The organism is Salmonirosea aquatica (assembly GCF_009296315.1).
GTDB lineage: Bacteria > Bacteroidota > Bacteroidia > Cytophagales > Spirosomataceae > Salmonirosea > Salmonirosea aquatica.
In genome coordinates, this window is record NZ_WHLY01000002.1 from 4,494,232 (window position 1) to 4,518,112 (window position 23,881).

General features: G+C 49.3%; 21 protein-coding genes and 2 pseudogenes. 6 read left to right on the top strand and 17 right to left on the bottom strand.

The window, feature by feature from the left end:
• Positions 1-4: 4 nt before the first annotated feature.
• The 3 genes from GBK04_RS19535 (at position 5) to GBK04_RS19545 (ending at position 1,733) form a co-directional block, all read left to right on the top strand.
• Positions 5-700, top strand: a complete 696-nt coding sequence (locus GBK04_RS19535) for a TapB family protein (RefSeq protein WP_152762571.1) — start codon at positions 5-7, stop codon at positions 698-700.
• A gap of 94 nt (positions 701-794) precedes the next feature.
• The gene (gene purN / locus GBK04_RS19540; protein WP_152762573.1) at positions 795-1,370 is read left to right on the top strand and encodes a phosphoribosylglycinamide formyltransferase; all 576 of its coding nucleotides are present in this window, start codon (positions 795-797) and stop codon (positions 1,368-1,370) included.
• 162 nt (positions 1,371-1,532) lie between these two features.
• Positions 1,533-1,733, top strand: a complete 201-nt coding sequence (locus tag GBK04_RS19545; protein ID WP_373331149.1) for a DUF4834 domain-containing protein — start codon at positions 1,533-1,535, stop codon at positions 1,731-1,733.
• 107 nt (positions 1,734-1,840) lie between these two features.
• Here GBK04_RS19545 and GBK04_RS19550 read toward each other — a convergent pair whose 3' ends face one another.
• The 3 genes and pseudogenes from GBK04_RS19550 to GBK04_RS19560 all read right to left on the bottom strand — a co-directional run bounded on the left by GBK04_RS19550 (position 1,841) and on the right by GBK04_RS19560 (position 4,846).
• On the bottom strand, positions 1,841-3,316 hold the full coding sequence (locus tag GBK04_RS19550; RefSeq protein WP_152762577.1) for a M28 family metallopeptidase: 1,476 nt from the start codon (positions 3,314-3,316) through the stop codon (positions 1,841-1,843).
• A 4-nt stretch (positions 3,317-3,320) separates the two neighbouring features.
• Positions 3,321-3,824: a hypothetical protein gene (locus tag GBK04_RS19555; protein WP_152762579.1), complete on the bottom strand. Its 504-nt coding sequence runs from the start codon at positions 3,822-3,824 to the stop codon at positions 3,321-3,323.
• Positions 3,825-3,932: 108 nt separating this feature from the next.
• Positions 3,933-4,846: pseudogene (locus GBK04_RS19560) on the bottom strand (pirin family protein).
• A 137-nt stretch (positions 4,847-4,983) separates the two neighbouring features.
• Here GBK04_RS19560 and GBK04_RS19565 point away from each other — a divergent pair.
• Positions 4,984-6,030 (top strand): LLM class flavin-dependent oxidoreductase, encoded by a 1,047-nt coding sequence (locus GBK04_RS19565; RefSeq protein WP_152762581.1) that lies wholly within the window; start codon positions 4,984-4,986, stop codon positions 6,028-6,030.
• A 273-nt stretch (positions 6,031-6,303) separates the two neighbouring features.
• Here the strand turns inward: GBK04_RS19565 and GBK04_RS19570 are convergent, their stop codons facing one another.
• The 9 genes and pseudogenes from GBK04_RS19570 to GBK04_RS19615 form a co-directional block, all read right to left on the bottom strand.
• On the bottom strand, positions 6,304-6,675 hold the full coding sequence (locus GBK04_RS19570; protein ID WP_152762583.1) for a VOC family protein: 372 nt from the start codon (positions 6,673-6,675) through the stop codon (positions 6,304-6,306).
• 25 nt (positions 6,676-6,700) lie between these two features.
• Entirely contained in the window at positions 6,701-7,108 is a 408-nt protein-coding gene (locus GBK04_RS19575) for a nuclear transport factor 2 family protein (protein ID WP_152762585.1), read from the bottom strand.
• Between the two features lie 158 nt (positions 7,109-7,266).
• A complete protein-coding gene (locus GBK04_RS19580; RefSeq protein WP_152762587.1) occupies positions 7,267-8,850 on the bottom strand; it encodes a Na+/H+ antiporter in 1,584 nt (527 codons plus the stop codon).
• 130 nt (positions 8,851-8,980) lie between these two features.
• A complete protein-coding gene (locus GBK04_RS19590) occupies positions 8,981-9,208 on the bottom strand; it encodes a DUF2281 domain-containing protein (protein WP_152762589.1) in 228 nt (75 codons plus the stop codon).
• 305 nt (positions 9,209-9,513) lie between these two features.
• Complete coding sequence (locus GBK04_RS19595) at positions 9,514-10,224, bottom strand: DUF4386 domain-containing protein (RefSeq protein ID WP_152762591.1); 711 nt, start codon at positions 10,222-10,224, stop codon at positions 9,514-9,516.
• A 118-nt stretch (positions 10,225-10,342) separates the two neighbouring features.
• Positions 10,343-11,929, bottom strand: a complete 1,587-nt coding sequence (locus GBK04_RS19600) for a M64 family metallopeptidase (protein ID WP_152762593.1) — start codon at positions 11,927-11,929, stop codon at positions 10,343-10,345.
• A 14-nt stretch (positions 11,930-11,943) separates the two neighbouring features.
• Complete coding sequence (locus tag GBK04_RS19605) at positions 11,944-12,432, bottom strand: hypothetical protein (protein ID WP_152762595.1); 489 nt, start codon at positions 12,430-12,432, stop codon at positions 11,944-11,946.
• A 252-nt stretch (positions 12,433-12,684) separates the two neighbouring features.
• The gene (locus GBK04_RS19610) at positions 12,685-13,119 is read right to left on the bottom strand and encodes a hypothetical protein (RefSeq protein WP_152762597.1); all 435 of its coding nucleotides are present in this window, start codon (positions 13,117-13,119) and stop codon (positions 12,685-12,687) included.
• An 80-nt stretch (positions 13,120-13,199) separates the two neighbouring features.
• Positions 13,200-15,466: pseudogene (locus tag GBK04_RS19615) on the bottom strand (S9 family peptidase).
• Between the two features lie 79 nt (positions 15,467-15,545).
• Here GBK04_RS19615 and GBK04_RS19620 point away from each other — a divergent pair.
• Positions 15,546-16,067: a CinA family protein gene (locus GBK04_RS19620; RefSeq protein WP_152762599.1), complete on the top strand. Its 522-nt coding sequence runs from the start codon at positions 15,546-15,548 to the stop codon at positions 16,065-16,067.
• Positions 16,068-16,097: 30 nt separating this feature from the next.
• On the opposite strand, the gene GBK04_RS19625 is transcribed toward GBK04_RS19620, so the two are convergent.
• Complete coding sequence (locus GBK04_RS19625) at positions 16,098-16,655, bottom strand: YcxB family protein (RefSeq protein ID WP_152762601.1); 558 nt, start codon at positions 16,653-16,655, stop codon at positions 16,098-16,100.
• A 325-nt stretch (positions 16,656-16,980) separates the two neighbouring features.
• On the opposite strand from GBK04_RS19625, the gene GBK04_RS19630 reads away from it, so the two are divergent.
• Positions 16,981-19,044 (top strand): BatA domain-containing protein, encoded by a 2,064-nt coding sequence (locus GBK04_RS19630; RefSeq protein WP_152762603.1) that lies wholly within the window; start codon positions 16,981-16,983, stop codon positions 19,042-19,044.
• Positions 19,045-19,132: 88 nt separating this feature from the next.
• On the opposite strand, the gene GBK04_RS19635 is transcribed toward GBK04_RS19630, so the two are convergent.
• The 4 genes from GBK04_RS19635 to GBK04_RS19650 all read right to left on the bottom strand — a co-directional run bounded on the left by GBK04_RS19635 (position 19,133) and on the right by GBK04_RS19650 (position 23,823).
• Positions 19,133-19,900 (bottom strand): S1/P1 nuclease, encoded by a 768-nt coding sequence (locus GBK04_RS19635; protein ID WP_152762605.1) that lies wholly within the window; start codon positions 19,898-19,900, stop codon positions 19,133-19,135.
• Positions 19,901-20,012: 112 nt separating this feature from the next.
• The gene (locus GBK04_RS19640; RefSeq protein ID WP_152762607.1) at positions 20,013-21,137 is read right to left on the bottom strand and encodes a flavin-containing monooxygenase; all 1,125 of its coding nucleotides are present in this window, start codon (positions 21,135-21,137) and stop codon (positions 20,013-20,015) included.
• A gap of 26 nt (positions 21,138-21,163) precedes the next feature.
• A complete protein-coding gene (eat, locus tag GBK04_RS19645; RefSeq protein ID WP_152762609.1) occupies positions 21,164-22,468 on the bottom strand; it encodes an ethanolamine permease in 1,305 nt (434 codons plus the stop codon).
• Positions 22,469-22,602: 134 nt separating this feature from the next.
• A complete protein-coding gene (locus GBK04_RS19650) occupies positions 22,603-23,823 on the bottom strand; it encodes an ABC transporter permease (RefSeq protein WP_152762611.1) in 1,221 nt (406 codons plus the stop codon).
• Positions 23,824-23,881: the final 58 nt, after the last annotated feature.

The window sequence follows — 23,881 nt, forward strand, 5'->3', positions numbered from 1 at the left end:
AAAAATGAAGAAATTGATCAATCTGCTGCTTTGGGTGGCGCTATTCTCACCGGTTACCCTGTACGCCCAGGAATGTATGGGCATTGTGCTTAAGGAAGGAAGCGGCTTTGAAATGGTAACATCCAATGGCAATGGAAAACAGATGGGCCGCCTCGTGTACAAAATCAAGAAAGTGAGTAAAGACGGCTCGGATGTCGTCGTCGATATGGACTTTGAATCGTTTGATGCCAAAGGAAAATCCCAGATGGCGAACTCGATGCAGATGCGCTGTAACGGCAACGAACTGCGCGTGGATGCCAGCTCCATGATGATGCAGGATCAGAACAAGCAGTACGAGGCTTTCGATATGAAATTTACTTCCAAAGACATCATATTTCCCGCCAAACTGTCTGTGGGCCAAACCCTGCCCGACGCTTCCCTGCACGGAGAAGGTAGCAGTGGCCCGATGGCCATGACCACCGACATGGCTATTACCAACCGCAAGGTAGAGGGTAAAGAAACGGTGAACGTGCCCGCCGGGACGTTTGATACCTACAAGGTGACGTCGGACATGAATGTGACATCCAGGACGGTAGTAAAAATAGCGTTTGATTTCAATACGGTATCTTACCGGTCGGATAAGGTACTCTGGGATATAAAAACCGAAACTTATCGAAAAGGAAAATTGATCAGTATAACCGAATTGAGTAAAATCTTTTGATTCCAGGCATAATTGATGATATAGACAGCTCCGGCAAACTATCTTTGCCGGAGCTGTTTTTTATTCGAATCGACCAAAGAGGGAATTCTGTTAAATGAAACGCATCGCTATTTTTGCCTCGGGATCGGGGTCCAACGCTGAGGCCATTGCCCGGTACCTGGCTGACGACACCGAAGTGCAAATTTCTCTAATACTGACCAACAATCCCGAGGCGGGCGTCATTCAACGCGCCCGGCGGCTGCATATTCCGGTACTGGTTTTTGACCGGAAAACGTTCTACGAATCCGACCGAATCGTTGAAATGCTGCTCAATCAGAAGATAGATCTTGTGGTACTGGCGGGTTTTATGATGCTCATTCCCAATGTACTGATCCAGGCTTTTCCCCGCCGTATCATCAATATCCATCCCGCTCTGCTGCCCCGCTACGGGGGCAAAGGTATGTACGGGCACTTTGTGCACGAGGCTGTAGTAGCGGCAGGCGAAGTGGAATCAGGCATTACGATCCACTACGTTAACGAAGTGTACGACGAGGGCGAGATTATTTTTCAGGCCAGCTGTGCCATTTCATCGGCTGACACGCCTGACGACGTGGCGCGGAAAGTACAGGCACTTGAACATGCCCATTACCCACGCGTGGTGGGTCAACTGCTGGGATCGCAAGGTGTGTAGCCCTCGAACCGCCCGTACTTACCGGGAACCTTTCTTCCCCGAATGGTGAAACTCAAAAGAATATTTTTCGTTATATTCGTAGAAGTATTTAAAATGTATCGCCTACCAGACTTCCTTTGACCCATGAAAATTGTATTCAATATATTTCTCATTCTAGTTCTTATGATTGCTTTTGTTGCACCCTTCCGTCGTTTTCTGTTCCACCTGCTGGTGGGCCGGCAACTGATGAAGGAGCAGCGGAAGTACCAGAACGCAAGCCGCTCTCCCCAGCGCGAGGGTAGCATTCGGGTGGATGTGGACCCCAACAAACCTGATTCTCGTTTCAAAGGCGGTGAATACGTAGATTACGAGGAGGTGAAATAAAGTCTTGATAAATTTGTTAAAAATCCCGTCGGGCAAGTACCTTTTCCTGTTCGACGGGATTTTTATTATATACTGATTCCACGGCAAGCATTAACGGTTTGCAGCTATCACCGTTCCAGCTTGAAGTCTTTTTCGGAGGCCGGGCGTTGGTCGGTGTTGGCTACTTTCCAACCCGTACGGTACATCCAGTCGGTCATTTTTTTCAATTTGGGGTAGTCGATATTCTCGGCGTTATCCTGAGGAGTATGGTAGTCGGGGTGTAGTAGCGTGGTGTACATCAGCGACGGAATGCCCAGCCGGGCGTAGGGTAGGTGGTCGCTGCGAAAATACCAGCCTTCTTTGTGAGTAGCCTTGTCCCACTCGGTATCCAGCTTGAAGTTTGGTCCCTCCCGATTGGCTTCCAGGGCCATGTTGACCAGCTCGAGAGAGGTGCGGTGGGGAGGAATTACGCCCAGTACCGCCGCGCTATCCGGCGTATTGCGGCCAATCATATCGCCATTGAGCACCGCCACCACTTGGGCAAGGGGTACCGTAGGATGTGCAGTGAAGTACCTTGACCCCAGTAGCCCTCTTTCCTCGGCTCCGTGAATGGCGAAGATCACCGAGCGTTTGCCGGGATTCTTCACAAATGCCCGGGCGTTGGCCAGTAGGGCTACGTCCACACTGCCATTGTCATCGGCTCCGTAGTAGATGGAGTCGTTTTTGATTTCGTTCCTGACCCCGTGCGCATCGGTATGCCCGCTGTACAACAGGTACTCTGATTTTAGTCTGGAATCCGTGCCTTCGACTACCCCCAGGATATTCACCGAAGGGTAGGGGTACTTTTTAATAAGCAGATTGGCCTGGAGGGTAGCATTGTTTTGGCGTAGTTTCTCTTTTGCTTCGGCATGTAGCCACATTACCGGCACCGTCGTAGTCACATGCTCATTGGGCCCTCCATCAATATCGTAGCTACCCAGCTTATAGTTCTCGACGGCATCGGCCCATGCTTTCTCGGCGGTTTCATCTGCTACGAAAATGATGGCGGCTGCTCCTTTCCTTACCAGAGGCAGGCCGTATTTGGCAAAAATGGAGCGCCCATACCGCCACGTAGGAAGCGAAATATTGGAGTTAATCCCTTCCGGATTGGCCTCCATGGCCACCACTTTCCCCGCCACATCTACCGCATCAAGGTTTACCTCTGTGGCATTTCCCAGGTATACAATCGGTGCATCCAGCATGCTGTTGGCCATTTGTGAAACAGCTACTTCGTCCCACAAAGTCAGTGCTTTACCGTTGATTGCAATACTCGATCTGTCGTCCAGGTGATTTCGCCAGAGTGTGAAGTACTGGAAGTAGGTACCATCATCGCCCGCAGGTTTCAGGCCAATGCTCCGGTATTGCTCACCCAGCCACATGGCCGCCTTCAACTCGTCGAGGGTACCCGCCGAACGGCCTCTGAAATGGGCGTCGGCCAGTGCGTACAAATCCTTTTTAAGGTCTTCCGTCCGGATCGAATTCAGCGCCGGAGGGATTGTTTTCTGGGCAAAAACCGTATTCGCGAGGAACAAAAGTGCACTACCTAGGTGTAGTAATTTCTTCATTTTTTTAGTTTTTTAACTTACCCAACCGGGCCGTTACGTTCACTTCCGTTTTTGAATAAAAGGGCGGAAATCCTTTGATCGTGCGGTAGTACTGCGGGTACAGAATCACATCGTAGCCGGGCGTATCGCGCATGAGGTTGCTGAGGGCGTAGGAGGCCGTATTGCCTTTGATCACCGAGCCGATCACCGGTAGGTTCGCGATTACGTTATAGACAATATTGATGCCGTTATCATTGCCTGCCGCCGAGATACCGCCCGTTGGCTGGGAAGTGGTCTGGCTTAGATCCGTACCGATGGAAGCCGATTCCCAACGAAACAGCCGGTTCCAGTCGATGCCCAGTACCCGCGTGGTGGTAGCCTGAGCCTGTACCTGGTCCGAGAGTTCAAAGTCGGTGCGGTTGAGGAGTAAATAATCAGGTGAGGTTTTCATGGTGCGCGACGAGATGGAGCAGGAGGAAAGGAAACCGCCCAGGCATACCAGCATGGCGATTGCAGCTTTTTGTTTCATAGCAGAAGTTGGTGTAGTGAAAGAGAGCAGCAAGTAAGTACTTTTTACCATAAATCCGATTTTTCGAGGGTACCCTTGACTGATGAGCTAGCAGTATGATCTAAAATCTTATGACAGTGCCTGCGGAGGCGGACTACCCGCCGGTCGGGAGCGATCTTCGGGCAGGGGGACAAACTCACGATTGTCCGTGGGAGGCAGCTGAATCCGGCCTTCTTTCCAATCGGCTTTGGCCTGTTCGATGCGGTCTTTGCGGGAAGAAACAAAATTCCACCAGATATAGCGCTCACCCAGAGGCTCGCCGCCCAGCAGCATGAGGGTGGTGGGTGCTTTGGCGATGATCACGGGATCTACCCCCTGGGTGAATACCAGCATCTGCCCCGCCCCATAGGTACCCCCTGTACCTCTACACTTCCCCTGGCTATATAAAATCCTCGTTCAGTTGCGCCTGTAGGTAGCCCGAACCGCCCACCGGTGGACAGTACCACGTGCAGGTAGAAAAGCGGTGAGTGCGTTTTGACTTCATTTTTCAAACCGAATGCCTCACCGGCGATCAGGCGCATCCACACACCGGTATCCGTATAGATAGGTAGTTTATCGGGTTGGTAGTTGTCGAAGGTAGGTGCCGCTTCTTCGTCCTGTTCGGGCAGGGCCACCCAGGTCTGAATCATTTCGAGGGTACCTCCGGACAGGGTGGCGGGGTCTTCGAAGCGCTCCGAATGGGCAATGCCGCTTCCGGCGGTCATCCAGTTAACTTCACCGGGCCGAATGATCTGCTGCACGCCTGTGCTATCGCGGTGCGTGACCTGACCGCCGAACAAATAGCTGACCGTAGACAGGCCGATGTGGGGATGCGGTAGCACATCCATGGAGGTACCCCCTGAGGGCGGCAAATTAACCGGCCCGGCGTGATCCATGAAAATAAACGGCCCCACCATCCGGCGGAGGCGAAAGGGCAGGATGCGGCGCACATCCATACCGGGACCAATGGAGGCTTTGCGGGCTTCGATGACGATATCCAGCATAGGGATTTGGGTTGATTGCTACCTAAAAGTCCGCTATTTTGGGGGAACCAGCAAGCAGAATGTACGAAAACACCGGCGGGTGAAACGTTTTGGACATCATCCGGTGTTATACGAAAATAGATGTAACGACATTAATTATGGAAATCGGAATCACCACTTTCGTAGAAAATACTCCTGACCCAGCCACGGGAAAACTCCTGAGCCCGCACCAGCGGATGATGAACCTGATGGAAGAGATCGAACTTTCGGATCAGCTCGGTCTGGATGTGTTCGCAGTAGGCGAACATCACCGCCCCGACTTCGTGGTTTCGTCTCCGGCGGTGGTACTGGCCGCGGCGGCCGTCAAAACCAAAAACATCCGGCTATCGAGCGCCGTGACAGTGCTTAGTTCCGATGATCCCGTCCGGGTGTTTCAGGATTTCGCGCAGGTCGATTTGCTGTCGGGCGGTCGGGCAGAGATCATGGCCGGGCGCGGCTCGTTCATTGAATCGTTTCCGCTGTTTGGCAACGACATGAAGGATTACAACACCCTGTTTTCTGAGAAACTGGAACTGCTGATTCAGCTCAACAAAAGCGAAAAGATCAGTTGGAAAGGTCGGCACCGGCCGGCCATCGATAACCGGGGCGTGTACCCCCGGCCACATCAACCCGAGTTGCCGATTTGGGTAGCCGTGGGGGGTACCCCCGAGTCGGTGGTGCGGGCCGCAAGCCACGGATTGCCCATGGCCCTGGCGATCATTGGCGGGAGTCCTGAACGCTTTGTGCCTTTCACCCGGCTCTTCAAGGATACCTGGAAAAAAGCCGGACACGACGCGGCCAAACTGCAACTGGCCATCAACTCGCACGGGTACCTGGCCGATGATTCGCAGAAAGCAGCCGATGAATTTTATGGCCCTTATGCCTATGTGATGAGCAAAATCGGCCGCGAACGGGGCTGGTCGGGCATGGACCGGGAACATTATGAAATGATGCGCGAGCCCGATGGCTCCCTGCTGGTAGGCAGTCCGCAACAGGTCATCGATAAGATTCTGTGGGAATACGAATTATTCGGTAACACCCGTTTCCTGCTGCACATCAGCGTAGGTACCCTTCCGCACGCGAAGGTGATGCGGGCCATCGAACTGCTGGGTACCGTAGTGGCTCCCGCGGTGCGGAAGGCCGTCGGCGAAAAGGTTATGGGGTAAGGAAGAAAATAGTCTACCTGGCGTTTTTCCGCCAAGGTACCTTTTGGCAGGTGCAACGCGTGTCTGATTGTGAACATTTTGTGTTCACAATCAGACATTTTTTATTTTTCCAATGCGCTGACGGGGCATTTCGGCATTCGGTGAATAGCTTACGAAGCGAGTAAGGGAGTATGAGGGTACCTTCTGCCACGCAATCCGCGCTAGCAAGGTATTCACACCAGGAACGTGAGAAGTGCTACGCCCGATCACGAATCAGCTTCGGCGGGTTAAAGATTACTTTTTTGGCCATTCCTGAATTACAATTCCGAGCTGTACATCCCTAATGGCAAATTCTTTGGCACCCCAGGGGCGCAATGTAACTTGACTAAGATTGGGATGTAAAAATTCTGGATGAGACGTGGAGATTTTTTGGTAGACGGACTGGATGTCCTCAGTCACTAATCGGAATTCAGGGTTGTGTTCGCTGGCCAGGTCGGCGTTTTGAAAAAGATTGATATGCAAACCATTTTTCGAAACAACACAAAACGGATTTTTAGAATCAATCTCGTCGTGTTCGATTCGAAATTCCAGACAATCCACGAATAGTTTCAGAGCCTCCCGGATGTCATGATAAAAAACGTTGGGTACCAGTCTTATAAAGTTCATAGCGCTTATTTTTAGACACGCAGGATTAGTGCGGATTTTCCGCGAAGGTTCTTGTTACCAGGTCGGTATCCATATATTCTTTTAATTCACGAATCTTGCCATCTACAATCTGGCAAACCCAGCAGTATTTATTATGGTAGATTTTTCCATCCGGCGTTGAATTCTGTCCAACCGCTTCTACTGCTACGTAGTCTCCATCCGCAATAAAGTTATTGGCAACTACTGTATAGGGAGGTTTTAGGGTCTTTTGTACGGCGCTCCAAAGCTCACCAAGTACTTCATCTTTACCGTCAAACGTCCTGGACCACTGCCCCGAGCCCATCCATACCCATTTCATATCCTCGGCCATTGAGTCAATGAAAAGGCGGTCGTTTCCCTTCGACAATTCAGTAAAGATGCCCTGCATTAATTTTTTATTTTTTGAAGCACTCATTTTTTATGACTTTCTATTTTGTTGGTATGGGTTCACTATGATAGTTAATTCTTCTATGTACTCTTCGTACTCTTCGTTTTTCTCAGTTTAAGTTTTTATGAACTATCAGATTACTCTCGTTTTTAGGCTCGATCCTCCCCTGAGACTAGTGCAAAAAATTACAGCGCTTTGATACGTTCCTCTTCCAGGTCGATCAGGTAGGTTTGGTTACGGATAAGGTCTTCATCCATGTCGGGGTCCTGGTTTTTTGTGATCAAAAACTGTCTTTGTGCGTCTAACACGTCAATGTAGATTTTCCTGGTCTTTGCATTCATCAATTGTTCTTCCGTGGCATCCAGCTTTTGTTGCCAATGGGTGAGCGTAGAAGCCAGAAAGGTACTCTCCGAAATATGATCCTGGTGTTTTTCCAGCATGTGATTGATCGAATGTTGCACGATTCCTCTCCGTATTTCACTCCTTTTTTCTTCGTCTGTTCTTTGAGGAGGTATCATACTATTGAGGTCAAATTGCTTCAGGATATAAGGTAGGGTGAGCCCCTGAACGAATAAGGTAAGAATAATGACCACGAAGCTGATGAACAGGATTAGCTCACGCTGCGGAAACCCGGTACCATCGCCTAAAGCCGTGGGAATGGAACAGGCTGCCGCCAGGGTCACCACCCCGCGCATGCCCGTCCAACCCAGTACCAGGGGTACTCTCCAGGTACGCCGAAAACTAAAATCGGCTGCCAGTATATTGCGTCTGAACAGGTAGGTGAAAAATTGGGCGATATACGACGAAATGATTCGTATGAAGATGATGAAGGCAGTAACCATCGTACCGTACAAGACCCCGGTACTGATGGGAATGCCCGCTATTTGTAAGCCTTCGACCACTTCGGTGATGTCCAGGCCAATGATGAAAAACACTAGTCCATTGAGAATAAACACAAAACTTTCCCAAAAACTAAGACCTCTTACCCGGCTTTCGCTGTTCAGGAATATCAAGCGCCGGGTACTCATGAACAATCCTCCCGTAACCACCGCCATCACGCCGGAGCAGTGGAGCTGTTCGGCCACCCAATAAAAAAGATAAGGCGCGACAAGCGTCAGCGCAATGTCGGAAGGCGCATCGGTGGGTAATCTTTTTAATGCTTCTACCAGTATCCAGGCCAGTAGCAGGCCCGTACCCACCCCGGCCAGCACCATCCAGCCAAACGTGGCTACCGCCTGTCCCCATACGAACTGCCCGGTACCGACGGCAATCAGGGCGAAACGAAAGATAATCAGTGAAGAGGCATCGTTGAATAAGCTTTCGCCTTCCAGGATCGTCGCCGTGGTTTTGGGAATTTTTACAAATTTCAATATCGCCCCGGCGCTTACGGCATCCGGCGGCGATACGATAGCGCCCAACAAAAAACCCATGGCCAGGGAGAAGCCGGGTATGAAATGATTGGCAAACAGGGCCACGGAAGTTGCGGTAAAGAAGACTACCAAAAAGGAAAAACTACCGATGATCCGCCACCATCGAATCAGGCCTTTCGTGGAAATAGACCACGCTGCATCAAAAAGAAGCGGGGGCAGAAAAATGAAAAAGATCCAGTCGGGATCGAGCTTGATTTTGGGTACCATGGGAATGGTACTGATCAGTAACCCTGCCAACACTAACAGGATCGGGTAGGCTACCTTTATTTTTTTGGCCAAGATCTCGATCAGTACGATGAGGACTACAACGGCCAATAAAAACGGGAGTGTTTGGTGCATCTGAATGTATGCTTTTTAGCTGTAAAGTGTTGGGGCTTTTACTCGATCTGACAGACCACGGAATTAGACTCACTCAATTTATTGTTTCCTTCGAAAAGCCAGATAAAGGTATGGGTATCCAATAATAGCTTCATTCGGGCATGTAGTCATTAAAATGATCAATGGGGGCGTCGAAATCTTCTGCCATGCGGAATTTTCCTTTGGCACAACCAAATCTGGGTACTCTTTCCGGTTTAGCCTGCTCGTAGGCGATTTCGCTTTTTAGCAAAAAAGCAAGGTAATCAGCCATTTGCTTTTTGAGTTGGCTTTCTTTCTCCAAGTCAAGTGTATCCGGTATTTGTAAGGTTAGGGTTTTCATGTTTCCTTCTTATGTTTTAAGCTACCTGACAACCTATTTTGCTGATTTTCAGTTTCAAATGACCATTACGTTATTACTATATAAGTTCGCGTTACAAACGCGGGGAGATGCAACGCCTGATTACAAATCGGGGCTGGCAGAGTTTGTTTTACAGTATAATTTTCATTAAGCAATTGTAACGTTCTAAGCCCATTACAGATCAGGTTAGAGACGAATTAGCAGGTGTTTATTCTGTGTAGTTGTCTTTCGGCAGCAATATGTATTAAATAAATGCATTCAAAATTCTCTTTCCTAGTTGCCTGCATCTAGATACTGTTAGCTGTTTTTCCGATTTTCAATTTGTTTGTTCCCATGATTAAAAGCCACAAACACACAGCAAATTCCCCAATAGAACCAGGTATTCCAACAATAATCGGAATAATGGTATTCTGATAGTTCAGAAAGAGCAGCTTTCCAAAAAAGTCAACCAGATAGGATGTGCCGGAAATTATCAGCAATATGCCTATAACTTTTGGAAGAAACTCAGATTTATATACCAAATAACCAAAGGGAAATAACCAAAGACCGGTAAATATGTAGGAAATCTGAACACCGTTATTAAAATATTCTAATTGCAGCATTACCTGGTCATGTAAGACAATCGAATCATATCCTTGTAAATAGGCCGGTTTGCTCACTAAGCTTAAAACAGAGAATCTGTGAAGCATATTTACAAAGGAAATAGGAATGCTGATCAGGACAAATAAGACCATCAAGCGAGCTTGTGTTTCATTTACTTTGTGGAGTAGCTTGTACAGTAGCAATGATAAAAACATGAACGCCAGGAATGCAATGATTCCACTGGCAATGCCAACCCGAAATAAAATTTCAAATTCTTTAATATTTTTAACAGTCTTTGTTCCATCCTCCCAAACTATTAATTGCGAAGGAATATACACAATACTTAAAATACCGAATATCAAAAGGGTTAGATAAAGTAAACCTGCAAGTCGGGCGGTTCTGTTTCTAGAAGTCATTATTCTTTTTACTATTATTAGATTAAATATTCACCTTAGTCTGTGGGTACACAGACCACAGATTAGGAAACACCGGCCCCCATGCTTTGTTTACACCCGACATTCTGCCAATTTATATTTACTGCCCAAGTATAATTTTCGATTCAGCAATATAATTTACCACGCCTCTTATTTCAACAGATCTAGCATAGCCATTAGCGCTAAGATCTAACACATTCCCTTCAGAAATGATGATGTCATCTTCGCTACTTGGAACTCTGCCGCAAGACCAAACCGAAGGATCGCTCCAATTACCTGATTTGATCGTCTGCATTGAATTATACACAGCAACTTGAAAGACAGCAGCCGATCCTTCCCCACAAGCGTTTTTTCCTCTTACTGTTATGTCTCCTGAAACTGCCAAATTGCCAAAATCTACCAAAATGGTATTAGTAGAACTCATGCCCGATGCGCCGATAGGTAGGGTCCAAATGTAAGAAGTTGAATTCGGAATGGTCGGAATAGTATAATTTATTGAGGTTTGCCCTTGGCAGATTGTTGAAGAACCTACTATGGTACCTGCAGCATTCGGAATCTCACAAAGGTTTATCGTCCAGTTGACTGAATGTGTGTTAGTTGCTTCGTGCCAGGGGGCCCTAATGAGAGACGTAGTGTCGAGCACTTGAACAGTCAAAGAATTATCACCAGGCATTAATTGATGAGGATCAATAAGAATAGAATCTTTGTTGGTTGCGATATTGACACCATTCAAAATCCATTTGGTTCTCAATGTATTTTGGGCTGGTTTATACAGATTCAACTTGAACTTAACTGGATCTACCGATAGTGAAACGCTTGAACTACTTGGCAGATACGAAGCAATAGGTGTGCCAAATTTTTGGAGTATACTTAGTGTAATAGCCTGTTTGCATACTGCACAGTAATCGTAGCCTAAATACTGCATTTTACAGAAATTGTGAGGTTTATACCAGGATTTGGCAACTCCACCACAACAATATTGATAAAATCCAACTCCAGAACTTCCAATCCAATTTTTCCATTTTATGAAGTCTGGATTGGTTTCTTGAGTTGCATTTGGAGCCTCGTATCCATAGCCAGGCCAATATTCATCGGCCAATTGAGCAAAAGAATGGCCGATTTCATGAGCCACAACTTCAAGAGATGAAGGATCAGTAGATGCTACAGAATATCCTCCCCCAGATCCTCCATAATAAGGTGAATTTACTAACAATAAAATTTGATCATATAGAGGGAAATTATTAAAAAGTACATTATTAATCGCAGAATAATTATTTGACGCTAAGAACCTGTGAATATTAGCCTGATCAAAGGAGCAGTTAAAATAAGTATCTACCTGTGCAAGTGGATGGCTTAATGGGCTAGGGCAATCCGGGGCCGTTATGGGGTGATCAGTTCCACTTTCAGCGGAGGGGACTTTTATGGCAAAAGAATTAAAATAATTTTTATATTCCTTAAAAGGGGAAATGTTTAATAGATAGTTAGATGCGTTTTTTGCATCTTCAGAATACTTTTGTAATTCATGCCCTTGATAACCATCTCCCAAAATAACAAAGTTTATAAATTTGTCGGGGTCACCATTTAAAACAATACTATCAATTGGGAAAATTTGAGCTATAGATATCTTTGCAACAAGTTGTAAAGAAAAGAAAATGGATAGGATCTTTACATCAAAAACGGCTTTCATATCAATAATTATTTCTATTTAAAAAGAGGAATTGTACTTATTATTTTTAGTGAATTATCATTTTGAACTCTCAAAACTTGTATCGATTCCATGTTAGAATTGTAATTAAAACGAAGTAGCAATTCATTTTCACTTGATTCGACTATTTTTGATTCAATAATTTTTTTATCATTACTAAATTCATAACTCTGTTGCATAGGTTTAGTGATTATAAGAGTATCCATTATAGTTTTATTTTGATTTAAGATAAAGCAAATGAAATCATTTTCACGCCAATTTTTAGCTGATGTATTACTTATAATTTTTGATGAATTAATTATTTTATAATTTGGAATAAAAGCTGAATAATTATTTCCTTTTTTTTGAATTCTTACTAAAACTACTGCAACCTTATCCAAATCAGTAACAGTTTCAATTTTTGTAGGCTGAAAGGAAGATTTTTTATTTTTTTTACTGCATCCTATAAATAAAAAAACTAAAATAGAGGTTATCCAAATTTTCATAATTAATAAACAATAATTGCTATAAATCAGATATGTAAAATAGGCACTTTGCTTCAGATGTAATTGTTAATGGTTTATACGAATGCGGTACTAAAAAGTTTGTCTTTTATGTTGCTAAACCCAACTAGTTATCGGGTGTTGACTCACCTCGCGTTTAAAACGCAATCCGATTCTTATGATGTAATTATCCACAAACAAAGATTTCAATACTTTTCCCTCAACAAAAACTCCCCAGTCTTGACGAATAATTTATTACATAAAGATAATATCCGAGTTTGGCAAGTTTTTGATTCTGTCTCTCTTCTTTAATATTTTGTTTATCTCATCGGAGAGTCTATCAAAGTTTTTAGCATCATTATTCCTCTCCTTTGTGTCACAAAAAGTAGTATTCTTTGATTTCATATGCTTCGAATTAGCTGTTACTTCTATTGTAGTGTCAAAGAATGGGAACGTTGAAGAACTATACCATGCGCACTCAAATTCTGTCGGAAAAGTGGAAAACTTTATTTTTTCTAAAAAACGATATATCGACTCTAACTCTTTCTTATTCAAATAAGCAGTAATTACCGAATCGCCATAAGTGTACCTTTCAGAATATATCCCCGTTTCAGAATCATAGCTTGCTGTGGTCCAGGCTATTTTAAAAGTAAAATCATCGGGCATCTTATCCCCCTTTGACTTTGACATCCAGAGAAAATATATATCGATAACAGCAATAGCTTACAATAAAGTACTTTCATCACAACAATGTCCTGAGAATCACAAATCTACAAATTCTCCACCAAAAAACGCGTCATCATCCGGTACAGATGCAGGCGCGTATTGCCACCCCGTAGCGAGTGCGCGCGGTTGGGGTAGTAGAAGGTTTCAAAGTCGCGATTGGCTTCTACGAGCGCATCTACAAACTCTACCGAATTCTGAAAATGTACGTTGTCGTCGCCGGTGCCGTGGATGAGCAGGAACTTGCCTTTCAGTTGCGCGGCGTGGGTGAGGGGCGAGTTGTCGTCGTAGCCCGAGGGATTGTCCTGCGGGCGCTTAAGGTACCTTTCGGTATAGATGCTGTCGTAGAAGCGCCAGGTCGTGACGGGGGCCACGGCGATGCCCGTCTTGAAGTAGTCGGCGCCCACCGTCATGCAGAGCGAGGCCATGTAGCCGCCGTAGCTCCACCCCAAATCCCGATGCGGTCCTTGTCCACGTAGGGTAGGGTACCCAGGTACTTCGCGCCCTCGATCTGATCCTGCGTTTCCAGCTTGCCGAGTTGCGCGTAGGTCGCCGTACGGAATTCCTTACCCCGCGCGCCGGTACCCCGGTTGTCGATGGACACCACAAGGTACCCCTGATCGGCCAATGTTTGGTGCCAGAGGTAGTCGCGGCTTTCCCAACTGTCCACCACCGTCTGCGAGCCCGGTCCGCCGTATACGAACATCAGCACGGGGTATTTTTTGGCCGGGTCGAGGGTAGCGGGTTTGATCATCCAGCCATTGAGCACCACATTTTCGGACGTGGTGAACTGGAAAAACTCCGGCTTCACGGTACGGTACTGCGCCAGCGTATTGATGAGGGTTTCGTTGGTTTCCAGCGTCCGCACCACCTCGGCCGAAGGGGCCTTGCGCAGCGCCACCGTCGGTACATTTTTTACCGAACTGTTATATTCGAGATAGTACTGAAAATCAGGACTCAGCAAAATACGGTTGGTACCCCGCTTGTCGGTCATGCGCACCGGGACGGGGGCCTGGTAGCGGCGGGTCCGGCGCTTGGGAGCCGAAATGTCCTGCCGGTAGAGGTGGCGTTCCAGCGGCGACACGTCGGTGGAGGTGTAGTAAATCGTGTTTTTGGGTTCGTCGATGCCCAGAAACTCGGCCACTTCCCAACCGCCCGATGTCAGCTGGCGGTCGAGGGTACCATCCAGGTTATACAGGTACAGGTGCTTGAAGCCGCTGCGCTCGCTGGCGTGAATGAACTGCGTGCCGTTGGCCAGGTAGGTCAGGTCGTCGGTAAAGAGCAGGTCCACGTAGGTGTCGCTGTCCTCGGTCAGAATCAGGGTCGTTTGTCCGGTGGTCGCGTCGGCGTGCAACAGGTCCAGGTGGTTTTGCAGCCGGTTCATCCGCCGGATCGACAGCAGGGTAGGGTTGTGGGTCCATTGGATGCGGGGAATGTACTGATCCGTTTCGGTACCTACGTCCATTTTGGTCGTCTTTTGGGTACCTAGCTCATACACCCTAATCTGAATGGTCGCGTTCGCTTCGCCCGCCTTGGGGTACTTGAATTTATAATCTTTGGGGTACAGCGGCCCCCACACCTGCATGTTGTACTCGGGTACTGCACTTTCGTCAAAACGGTAGAAAGCGATGCGCTGCCCGTCGGGCGACCAGGCGAAGGCTTTCGACAGTGAAAACTCTTCTTCGTAGACCCAGTCGGCCCCGCCGTTGATGATTTCGTTAAACTTCCCATCGGTCGTGATGGCGGTTTCGGTTTTGGTCGCCAGATCGGTGACGAACAGATTATTCTCCCGCACGAAAGCTACCTTGCTGCCGTCGGGCGAAAACGTGGCGTACTGTTGCTTCCCGTTTTGGGATAGCTTCACCAGCGCCTTGGTACCTAGGTCGAAAACATAGTATTCGGCTTTGGTAGAGCGGCGGTAGATGGGTTCTTCTTCGGTCGTGAGCAATAGCTTGCGCTCGTCGGTGCTGAGTTGGTACCCCTCGATTTTGATTTTGTCCGAGGTGCCCGCCACCGAAACCTGCTCCTGATCGAAGAGCGTTTCGACGGCCTCGCCCGTGGCGATGCTGTATTTGACTACTTTTCCGGGTAGGAGGGAGGTATAGTAGCCGCCCTGCTTCATCCAGTTGACGCCCGTAATGGTTTTAACGGTGAAGGTGTTGGACTTCATGCCATAAATTTCTTCGAGCGTGATGGCGCGTTGCTGGGCGTGGGCGAATTGGGTCAAGAGCAGTAGCAGGATTAGTTTTTTCATAGAATTAAGTATCGTGAACAAAGGGCAAAATACGGCTTTTTTGCTAAACGCGGGCAGCATTCTGATACGCTGTCAGCGTCAAGGTACCTTTGGCAAACTTTTTTAGAAAGAGCTCAAAGTACTAAAAGATGTATCTGCCATGCCATCCCAAGCCGTTATTGACCTTTCTCACTACATGAAGGAGCATCATCTGACGATCTCCTTCGCCGAAAGCGCCACCACCGGGCGGTTCATCGATGAATTCACCAGCGTACCCAAGTGTGGCGATGCCGTGCAGGGCAGCATTGTCTGCTATAATGAAAATGTGAAGAAAAACCTGTTGCAGGTACCCCAGGAGCTCATCGACCAATATACCGCCGAGTCGGCGGAAGTGACCCAATGCCTGGCCGACCGATTGAAACGGCTCATTCCGGCACATATCGTGGTGGCCGCTACCGGACTGGCTGCACCGGGAGGAAGCGAAACCCCGGAAAAGCCCGTAGGTACCATGTTTGTGCACGGCTACATCGATCAGGAGGCCTTCCGAAAAAGATTCCAGTTTGAGGGCGAACCGGATGAAATTATCACCCAGACCATTGACGAAACGGCGAAGTTTTTATTGGAAAAGCTAAAAAGCCAGGGGAGTGAAGCCAAAAAAAGCCCGGCGTTGTCGCCGGGCTAAACTCCTGTACTTTTGTACTAGGTAATACCTTTACTTCGCTTCCGTGATCAGGTTTTTCTGCTTCAAAATCCGGTCGAAAAGTTTGAGATCGTGCTCAGAATTGAAAATCGCGTAGGGTAGGTAGATAAACTGGCCGCGGGAGAGCACCAGCACATAGGCGTCTTTGTCCTTGTAGCCTTCCTTGATCATGTCCCACTTCATCACGCCGCCTTCCTTGGCGTTGATTTTCATCAGAATCTGGCGCTGGTCAATCTCGTATATGTACTTTTCAAACATCGGCTTATACTGTTCCAGCTGGGTAATTCCCGTAAACTGGATCACCCAGAACAACAGGTACAGCACGACGCCTACCAGAATCGTTACATAAATCCAGATATTGGGGTACACGCCCGTGAGGCTGATGATGGCGTTGATCAAAAGTAAGGCCACGGGAATCAACGCCCATTTGAGCTGAGATTTTACGAAATGCCGCATCGCCAGACCGATGTATTTCTTGGTATCGAGTGCGTAACGCTTAGTTCGAATCGCCGCCGGATTGGCCGAAACCTGGGGAGTTGACTGGTACTTATTGGAAGGCATTTTAGCCATATTCTTAGGTATTAGGTTGTTAGCAGGTGGGTTTTTAGGGGGACTTTAATTGAATAAAATACCAGCTGAAATTATGCTACAGGCTTGTCGATCCCTGCATTCACTCGTTCGGACGGTCACGCATTCAAAATCAAAATCCGGCCACAAAGTTAGGAAAAAGCCCCCGACTTCGCAGAAACCGGAATGAAATAAAACGGGTTAAGGGAATTTGGTGTAATTTGTGTTCCAAAATCCATTGTGAATGAGTGAATGATACAATGAGTGAATAAAAAGTCGCTTTACATTCGTTTACTTACTCAACCACTCATACAAAATTGCAACGCACTTGAATTTTCTATTTCCGTCGTTCCTGTGGGGCCTTTTGGCCGTGTCGGTTCCCATTGCCATTCACTTCTTCAATTTCCGCCGTACCAAGCGTGTCTACTTCACCAATGTGGCTTTCCTCAAAGCCGTTGAAACGCAAACGAGTTCGTTTCGCAAGATCAAGCACTGGCTTATTCTGGCGGCGCGGGTACTGGCCGTGACCTGCTTGGTACTGGCCTTTGCGCAGCCTTTTCTGCCTGGCAAAAATGAACTGGGCATCAGCCGACAGGGGATTACAAGCCTATACCTGGACAATTCGTACAGCATGCAGAACGAGGAAAACAACAAGCGCTACCTCGACATTGCCACCGGGCGATTGGGTGATCTGCTGGCCGTATTCCGCAATGCAACCTCCCTGCAACTGCTCACCAACGATTTTTCGGCCTCGGAGCAGACCCTGGCCACAGCCGACAAAATTCGGGACCGTCTGACTACGGTGGGGCTGTCGCATACACCCCGTACCCTTTCGGAAGTGTACCGCCGCCAGCAAAACATCATGGCCCGCCACGCCACCGCGGGTAAAAACCAGTTGTTCTGGTTTTCGGATTTTCAGAAAAGTACGGTCGGCGATTTGTCAAAAATCAATGTGGATTCGACCAACCGGCTGTTTATCGTACCCGTACAGGCAGCTCCTGAGAAAAATATTTTTGTGGATTCGGTCTGGCTGAATACGCCCTTCATCCGTGAACTACAGAATAATATTCTGTTCGTAAAAGTGAGTAATTCGGGAGCGGAAGTAGCCGAAAATACCGTGGTGAAACTGTATCTGGACGAAACGCAGGTGTCCACGGCCTCGGTGGACGTACCCGCCAACGGCTCAGCCAATGCGCAGTTCAATTTCAGCATCAAAGGACGGGGCTACAAGAAAGGCCGCATTACGTTCGACGATTTTCCGGTCACGTTCGATAACGAGTACTATTTCGTGCTCAATGCTTCGCCCGTCATCAACGTCGTGCATCTGTATGGACAATTGAGTGGAGGACAGTACATCGAGAACGTCTTCGACAACGACAGCCTGTTTCTGACCAAAAGCTACAGCGTTCAGAACGTGGACGTAGGCCAGCTCCGTACGGCCGATCTGGTGGTACTGGAAGGCGTGGAACAGCCTTCTGGCTCGCTGCGGGCGGCCCTCGAGGATTTTGTGAAAAAAGGAGGTAGCCTGGCGGTCATTCCGCCCACCAGTCCGGATGCAGCGGCGTACGGACCCTTTTTGACCAGCCTGCGCGTGAGTGGCTTGCAAGCCAAGGAAGGTACCCCGCAACCCCTACCCCTGAACGTGCCTGACCGGAATAGTCCTTTTTTTAGCGACGTGTTCGAGGAGTCCATCCGCCAGGAAAATAATGTGAATATGCCGTCGGCTTCACCTACCTGGCAGTGGGGCGGCAGCGGTAGCGTGTTATTGGCCCTGCGCAGCGGGCAGCCCTACCTAAGCCAATCGACGGTAGGTCGGGGAAAACTGTACCTCTTTGCGGCGCCGTTGGCGGCAGCTTATGGCAACGTGGCGCAGCATGCCTTGTTCGTACCGGTGATGTACAAGCTGGCCGCTCTGAGCGTCCGGGCGCAGCGGACGGCCTACTCGTTCGATGAGGATAATCTGGCCGTGACCGTGAGCGATCCTAATCCCAATGCGGTGTACAAGCTCCGCCGCGACAAGACCGAACTGATTCCGGTGCAGCGGCTGAATGGCAATGAGCTGATCCTGGAACTACCTAAAAGCAATCAACTCAGCGCCGATCAGTCGGTGGACGCGGGGTACTACGAACTGGTGAACGAGGATAAAACCGAACAGTTGCTGGCCCTGAACCACGACAACGCCGAATCCAAACTGGATTATTATTCTCCCGACGAACTGCGCGCGGCTTTTTCGGGCCAGAAAAATGTGGAGATATTCGACAAAATCAACGATGCGGCCTTCGCCCGCGAATTCGAGAACCAGAATCTGGGTATCAGCCTGTGGCGGTACTTTCTCATCGCCGCGTTAGTGTTTCTGCTGGTGGAGATTCTGCTAATTCAGTTTTTGAAATAAATACAGCCAATGACTGGTAGCATTTGGGAACCTAGCATCGCACAAAATTCCCTCTGTGCCTTTTTGCCTTTCCCCCTAAGTGCCTTTTCTAGCCATATATCTCATTCAGAATCCCTGCCAAATGAATTCCGGCCTGCATGAGGACTGTCTGCACGGTGTCGAAATTTTCGTATGAATAGCGGTACCCTAGCTTTTTGTCTTCGGGGAAAGTATAAACCTGGGGCAAAAGTCCCTGCGATACGGCCGCCCATTCCAGGGTACTCATGGCCTGCCATTGCTTGATTTGCGCCTTTGACGGCTCGTCCAGAAAGCCCGCCAGGTCAGAGTAGCTGAGTTGTTTGCCCTCGATCATATCGCTGTCCCACACGCGGTGGAGGTTGGAGTTCTGGCCGAACCACGTCAGCCGCACCTGATTGCCACCCTGATCGTCGCGGTCGCCCACGTGCAGGGGTTGGTGCAAATCACCTACCAGATGTACCAGAAATTTCAGTTGCTCGGCTTCCTGGGCGGGCGAAAGGGTATGGGTTTTCAGGGTAGCGGTGATCTCCTCGATCTTCATGATAATGTCGCCCTTGGGATTCTTTTGGCTTTGTTCGTAGGTCTGTCCCGGCAGGATCGTAACCCAGTGCCAGTCGTGGGTATGGTTGTAGGCCGTATCCGATTTTACATCGTCCATGAAGTTGGCTACCTCGGCCAGCGAGTTGCATTGTAAAATAGAAGCGATTTTACGTTTAGCACTATTTTTTAAATGATTCTGGGCTACCAGCCCTACTACGCGGTGGCCCGTTACGCCCCAGGCCATGGCGGGGAGGTTGAGGATTAATACAGAAAGGCAGATAACGATTGTTTTTTTCATGAGACAACGGAGAAGGTACCTTTCAAATAGGTTTAATGAAAATGTAATGAAAAGAGATCGGGGACAAAAGTACGATGCAAACCTGCCGAAGACTTTACTGGAAGATTATTTTTCATGACCTTTTGGCCACAATGTGATCCACAATCTTCTTAGATTCCAGTTTGATCCCCCGCAAAATGCCGGTTAGGGGTACGCTGAATCCCAGAAAATATAGCCCCGGCCATTGCGGGTACCATAGCTTATCCGGACAGCCCCGCTCGTTCAGGGTAGGTGCAACTTCGGGAATGAATTCGCCCAGCCGGGCTCGGTAACCGGTAGCCAGTATGACCGCATCCACTTCCAGCCGGGTACCGTCCACAAACTGTACCCCGCGGGGCGTGAAGTGCTCGATGTCGCGCTTTACCTGGATGGCCCCGGCTTTGATGCGATCCACCGTGCCAATGTCCAACACCGGAATACGACCCCGCCGGATTCCGGCCGAGGGAGCGTAATCGGGTGTGTGGATGCCGTAGGCCGACAGATCGCCCATGGTTCGTTTTTGCACGAAGCGCGAAAGCAGATCGTAGGCCCAGTCGGGCAGGACGGCATTCATGACGATGGCGGAAAGCTGCGAGGGTTTACCGCCCAGATCGCGCCGCACGATATTGACCGGACTGCGCAGCGAAATGAAGGTACCCCCGGCCGTTTCACTAAGCTCAAGGGCGATTTCGGCCCCGCTGTTGCCCATGCCTACCACCAGTACGTTCTTGTTTCGGAAAGGCGCCGCATTTTTATAGGTACTGCTATGCAGCAGGGTACCCTTGTACAATTCCTGCCCCGGCCAGTGGGGTACATGGGGAACACGGTTGTAGCCCGTGCAGACGATCACATTTTCGGAAATAAACGTATCCGTAGCGGTCGAAGTAATCCAGGAGGTACCTTCCCGCTGCACCCGCCGTACTTCCTGCCCAAATAAGGGTTTGAGGTCGTAGTGGTCGGCGTACTCTTCCCAGTACTTAATCACATCCAGGCGCGGGACAAAAACGGGGGCGGTTGTGGGAATCGGCCGGTGGGGCAGGCCCGAGTAGGTACGGTCGGTATGCAGGTGGAGGCGCTCGTAATGATGGTACCAGGCTTCGCCTACATGTTGTCCTTTTTCCAGGATGAGGAAAGGCTGTTTCATCTCAGCGAGTCGACCTGCTACGGCCAGTCCCGACGGCCCCGCGCCAATGATAAGGTTTTTGACGGTATGTTTCATCGGCAGAAGAGAAATCTAAACCACCTTTATTTTACAAAAAGAGCCTTTAATCCATAACTACCTCCCATAACTCCCGCAAACAGCAACGCTGAAACAGGATTGTAAATCGTCAGAGCGACCAGCGAAACCAGCGCGATTCCCAGCGTGAGCCAGGGTACCCCGGGGTAGCCGGGGGTATGGAAGGGGCGGGGAAGGTCAGGTTCTTTTTTTCGTAAAATAATAAAAGAAACCAGAGAAAAGGAATACATCGTCAACGCCCCGAAGGCCGACAGGATGATGATTTCTGCCGTAGACTGCGTGAGCAAAGCCGCCAGGCCGATCAGCATGTTGATGAGCAGGGCGCTGGCGGGTGTCTGGTACCTGGGATGAATTTTTCCCAGCATAGCCGGACCGTTGCCCAGCCGGCAAAACTCGTAGGTAGATCGCCCCGCCGCCAGCAGCAGTCCATGAAATGACGCGACCAGGCCAAAGATGCCGAAACCAATGATCAGGCTGTAGAGCGGATGCTTTTCCGTACCGATTTTCTGCAAAGCCAGCGGCAAGGGCGAATCAGAGGCCAGACCGGCTTCATCGAAGACTACCCCTTCCCAGCCCGAGACACCCACGGCCGCTACGAACGTAAAGGCGCAGAGCAGTACCAGCGTGGCCATGGCGTACAGGAAACCGCGCGTGAGGTCGAGCTGCGGATTCAGGCTTTCTTCGGCTACATTGGCCAGGCCTTCGATTCCCAGAAAAAACCAGATGGCAAACGGAATGGCCGCAAAGACGCCACCCCAACCATGCGGTAACGGGTTGGCAGTAAACGCTTCGGTTGAAAAGTCCGGCAACGTAATGCCGGAAAACAAAATCAAACCTACCACGGCAACCACCGTCACGAACAGTTCAAATTTGGCCGCCACGCTGGTACCCAGAATATTAAGAATCGTAAACAGAATATATACCCCTACCGCAATGGCTAGCGGAGGCAGCGCCGGAACGAATAGCGAAACATAGGCCCCGATGCCCGCCGCAATGGCCGGTGGGGCGAACAGAAACTCGATGTTCTGCGCCATGCCCGCCAGAAAGCCGCCGCGTGGCCCTATTGCCCGGCTCGCGTAGTCGAAGGCTCCGCCTGCCTTGGGAATGGCGCAGGCCAGCTCGGCGTAGCTGAGCGTAAAGCCTATGTACATCGCAATAACCAGCATCGTCGCCAGCGCCATGCCCAGGGTACCCCCCTGTTGCAGGCCGAGGTTCCAGCCGAAGTACATGCCCGAAATGACGTAACCGACGCCCAGGCCCCAGAGCAGGGTAGGGGTGAGGGATTTTTTTAGCTGTTGGGTTTCCGGAGACATAGGTTTCAAGGCCCAGTGGTACAAAGTAGTAAAGGCACAAAGTAGGTTTTCTAAAAAAGGTATTTGATCAACTGTAAGCGAATTAAAGTAGAGTTAATTTTTACTGTGTGCCTTTGTGCCTCTGCCCCTTCTTTTTACTTTTTGAAGAGCAGCGCCTTGATCGGCTGAATGCGGGTAATGACGTAGGTCGGAATCAGCAGGACCAGCCCCACTACCAGTAAGGTGATCAGATTCACCAACACCACGGCACCCCAGTCGAACACAATGGGTACGGTGTCCATGTAGTAGTTGACCGGGTCGAGCGGGATAAGGTGAAACTGCCATTGCAGCCATGCCAGCAGCAGCCCGGCAGCGTTACCGATCAGCAGGCCCCGCACCACGATGACAATACCGACTCGAATGAAAACAGAACGGATTTGTCCGTCGGGACTGCCTAGTGTTTTGAGCAAACCCACCAGCGGCGTACGTTCCATGATCATCACCAGCAGAATGGAAATCATGTTGAAGCAGGCCACGAATAGAATCAGCGTGATAAAAACCGCTGTGTTGCGGTCCAGCAAAAGCAGCCAGTCGAACACGGGCCGGAAGGTTTCGGTCACTTTCTGCAGGAACATATCGGGCGCCATGAGGTTGAAAATTTTCGCCGCTACCGCATCGAGTTGGGTAAAGTCGCTCAGATAGATTTCGTAGGTACCCACGGTATCCTTGCCCCAATCATTCAGCCGCTGGACCAGGGCCAGATCGCCCACAATCAGCGAATTGTCGAACTCTTCCATGTCGGTTTTATACACGCCTGCCACCGTTAGTTTGCGGGCGCGGGGCGGATCCTGCACAAAGTACATCAGTACGTCGTCGCCCGCTTTCAGACGGAGTTGCCGGGCGATGTTGTGGCTCAGGATGATTTCCTGCGAATAGCCGCTATCGGGAAACTGGATCAACCTACCTTCGACCAGACTTTTCTCAAAAAGCGCCCAGTCGTAGTCTTTACCTACCCCTTTCAGTACTACGCCCTTCAATTCATCGGGCGTTTTCAGGATGCCCGACTTGTGCGCTACGGCCTGCCAGTGCTTCACTTCGGGCATCGTGGACAAGTCTTCTGATAGCGACGTCCTTAATGGCATCGGGCCTTCTTCGTAGCTGTTGTTGAGCGTCAGCGAACTCACCCGCAGATGTGCGCCGAAGAGAAAAACCTTGTCCTGAATCACTTTCTTAAAACCAAAGAGTACCGCAAAGGCCAGAATCCCCACGACGGTGCTGACGGCAATGCTGGCAATGCCGATGCGCGTGACCGTGGCCGAGAAGGTACCTACGGCATTGTGGCGGATGCGGTTGGCAAGGAAGGAGGTGAAGCGCAAGGCGGGTGGGAGATTTTGAGTTTATATAGTAATTTGGCAAAAATAACGAAAAACCATT

Coding starts and splice junctions, on each gene's coding strand:
- GBK04_RS19535 (WP_152762571.1), top strand. CDS start 5: ATGAAGAAATTGATCAATCTGCTGCTTTGGGTGGCGCTATTCTCACCG.
- purN (WP_152762573.1), top strand. CDS start 795: ATGAAACGCATCGCTATTTTTGCCTCGGGATCGGGGTCCAACGCTGAG.
- GBK04_RS19545 (WP_373331149.1), top strand. CDS start 1,533: ATGATTGCTTTTGTTGCACCCTTCCGTCGTTTTCTGTTCCACCTGCTG.
- GBK04_RS19550 (WP_152762577.1), bottom strand. CDS start 3,316: ATGAAGAAATTACTACACCTAGGTAGTGCACTTTTGTTCCTCGCGAAT.
- GBK04_RS19555 (WP_152762579.1), bottom strand. CDS start 3,824: ATGAAACAAAAAGCTGCAATCGCCATGCTGGTATGCCTGGGCGGTTTC.
- GBK04_RS19565 (WP_152762581.1), top strand. CDS start 4,984: ATGGAAATCGGAATCACCACTTTCGTAGAAAATACTCCTGACCCAGCC.
- GBK04_RS19570 (WP_152762583.1), bottom strand. CDS start 6,675: ATGAACTTTATAAGACTGGTACCCAACGTTTTTTATCATGACATCCGG.
- GBK04_RS19575 (WP_152762585.1), bottom strand. CDS start 7,108: ATGAGTGCTTCAAAAAATAAAAAATTAATGCAGGGCATCTTTACTGAA.
- GBK04_RS19580 (WP_152762587.1), bottom strand. CDS start 8,850: ATGCACCAAACACTCCCGTTTTTATTGGCCGTTGTAGTCCTCATCGTA.
- GBK04_RS19590 (WP_152762589.1), bottom strand. CDS start 9,208: ATGAAAACCCTAACCTTACAAATACCGGATACACTTGACTTGGAGAAA.
- GBK04_RS19595 (WP_152762591.1), bottom strand. CDS start 10,224: ATGACTTCTAGAAACAGAACCGCCCGACTTGCAGGTTTACTTTATCTA.
- GBK04_RS19600 (WP_152762593.1), bottom strand. CDS start 11,929: ATGAAAGCCGTTTTTGATGTAAAGATCCTATCCATTTTCTTTTCTTTA.
- GBK04_RS19605 (WP_152762595.1), bottom strand. CDS start 12,432: ATGAAAATTTGGATAACCTCTATTTTAGTTTTTTTATTTATAGGATGC.
- GBK04_RS19610 (WP_152762597.1), bottom strand. CDS start 13,119: ATGTCAAAGTCAAAGGGGGATAAGATGCCCGATGATTTTACTTTTAAA.
- GBK04_RS19620 (WP_152762599.1), top strand. CDS start 15,546: ATGCCATCCCAAGCCGTTATTGACCTTTCTCACTACATGAAGGAGCAT.
- GBK04_RS19625 (WP_152762601.1), bottom strand. CDS start 16,655: ATGGCTAAAATGCCTTCCAATAAGTACCAGTCAACTCCCCAGGTTTCG.
- GBK04_RS19635 (WP_152762605.1), bottom strand. CDS start 19,900: ATGAAAAAAACAATCGTTATCTGCCTTTCTGTATTAATCCTCAACCTC.
- GBK04_RS19640 (WP_152762607.1), bottom strand. CDS start 21,137: ATGAAACATACCGTCAAAAACCTTATCATTGGCGCGGGGCCGTCGGGA.
- eat (WP_152762609.1), bottom strand. CDS start 22,468: ATGTCTCCGGAAACCCAACAGCTAAAAAAATCCCTCACCCCTACCCTG.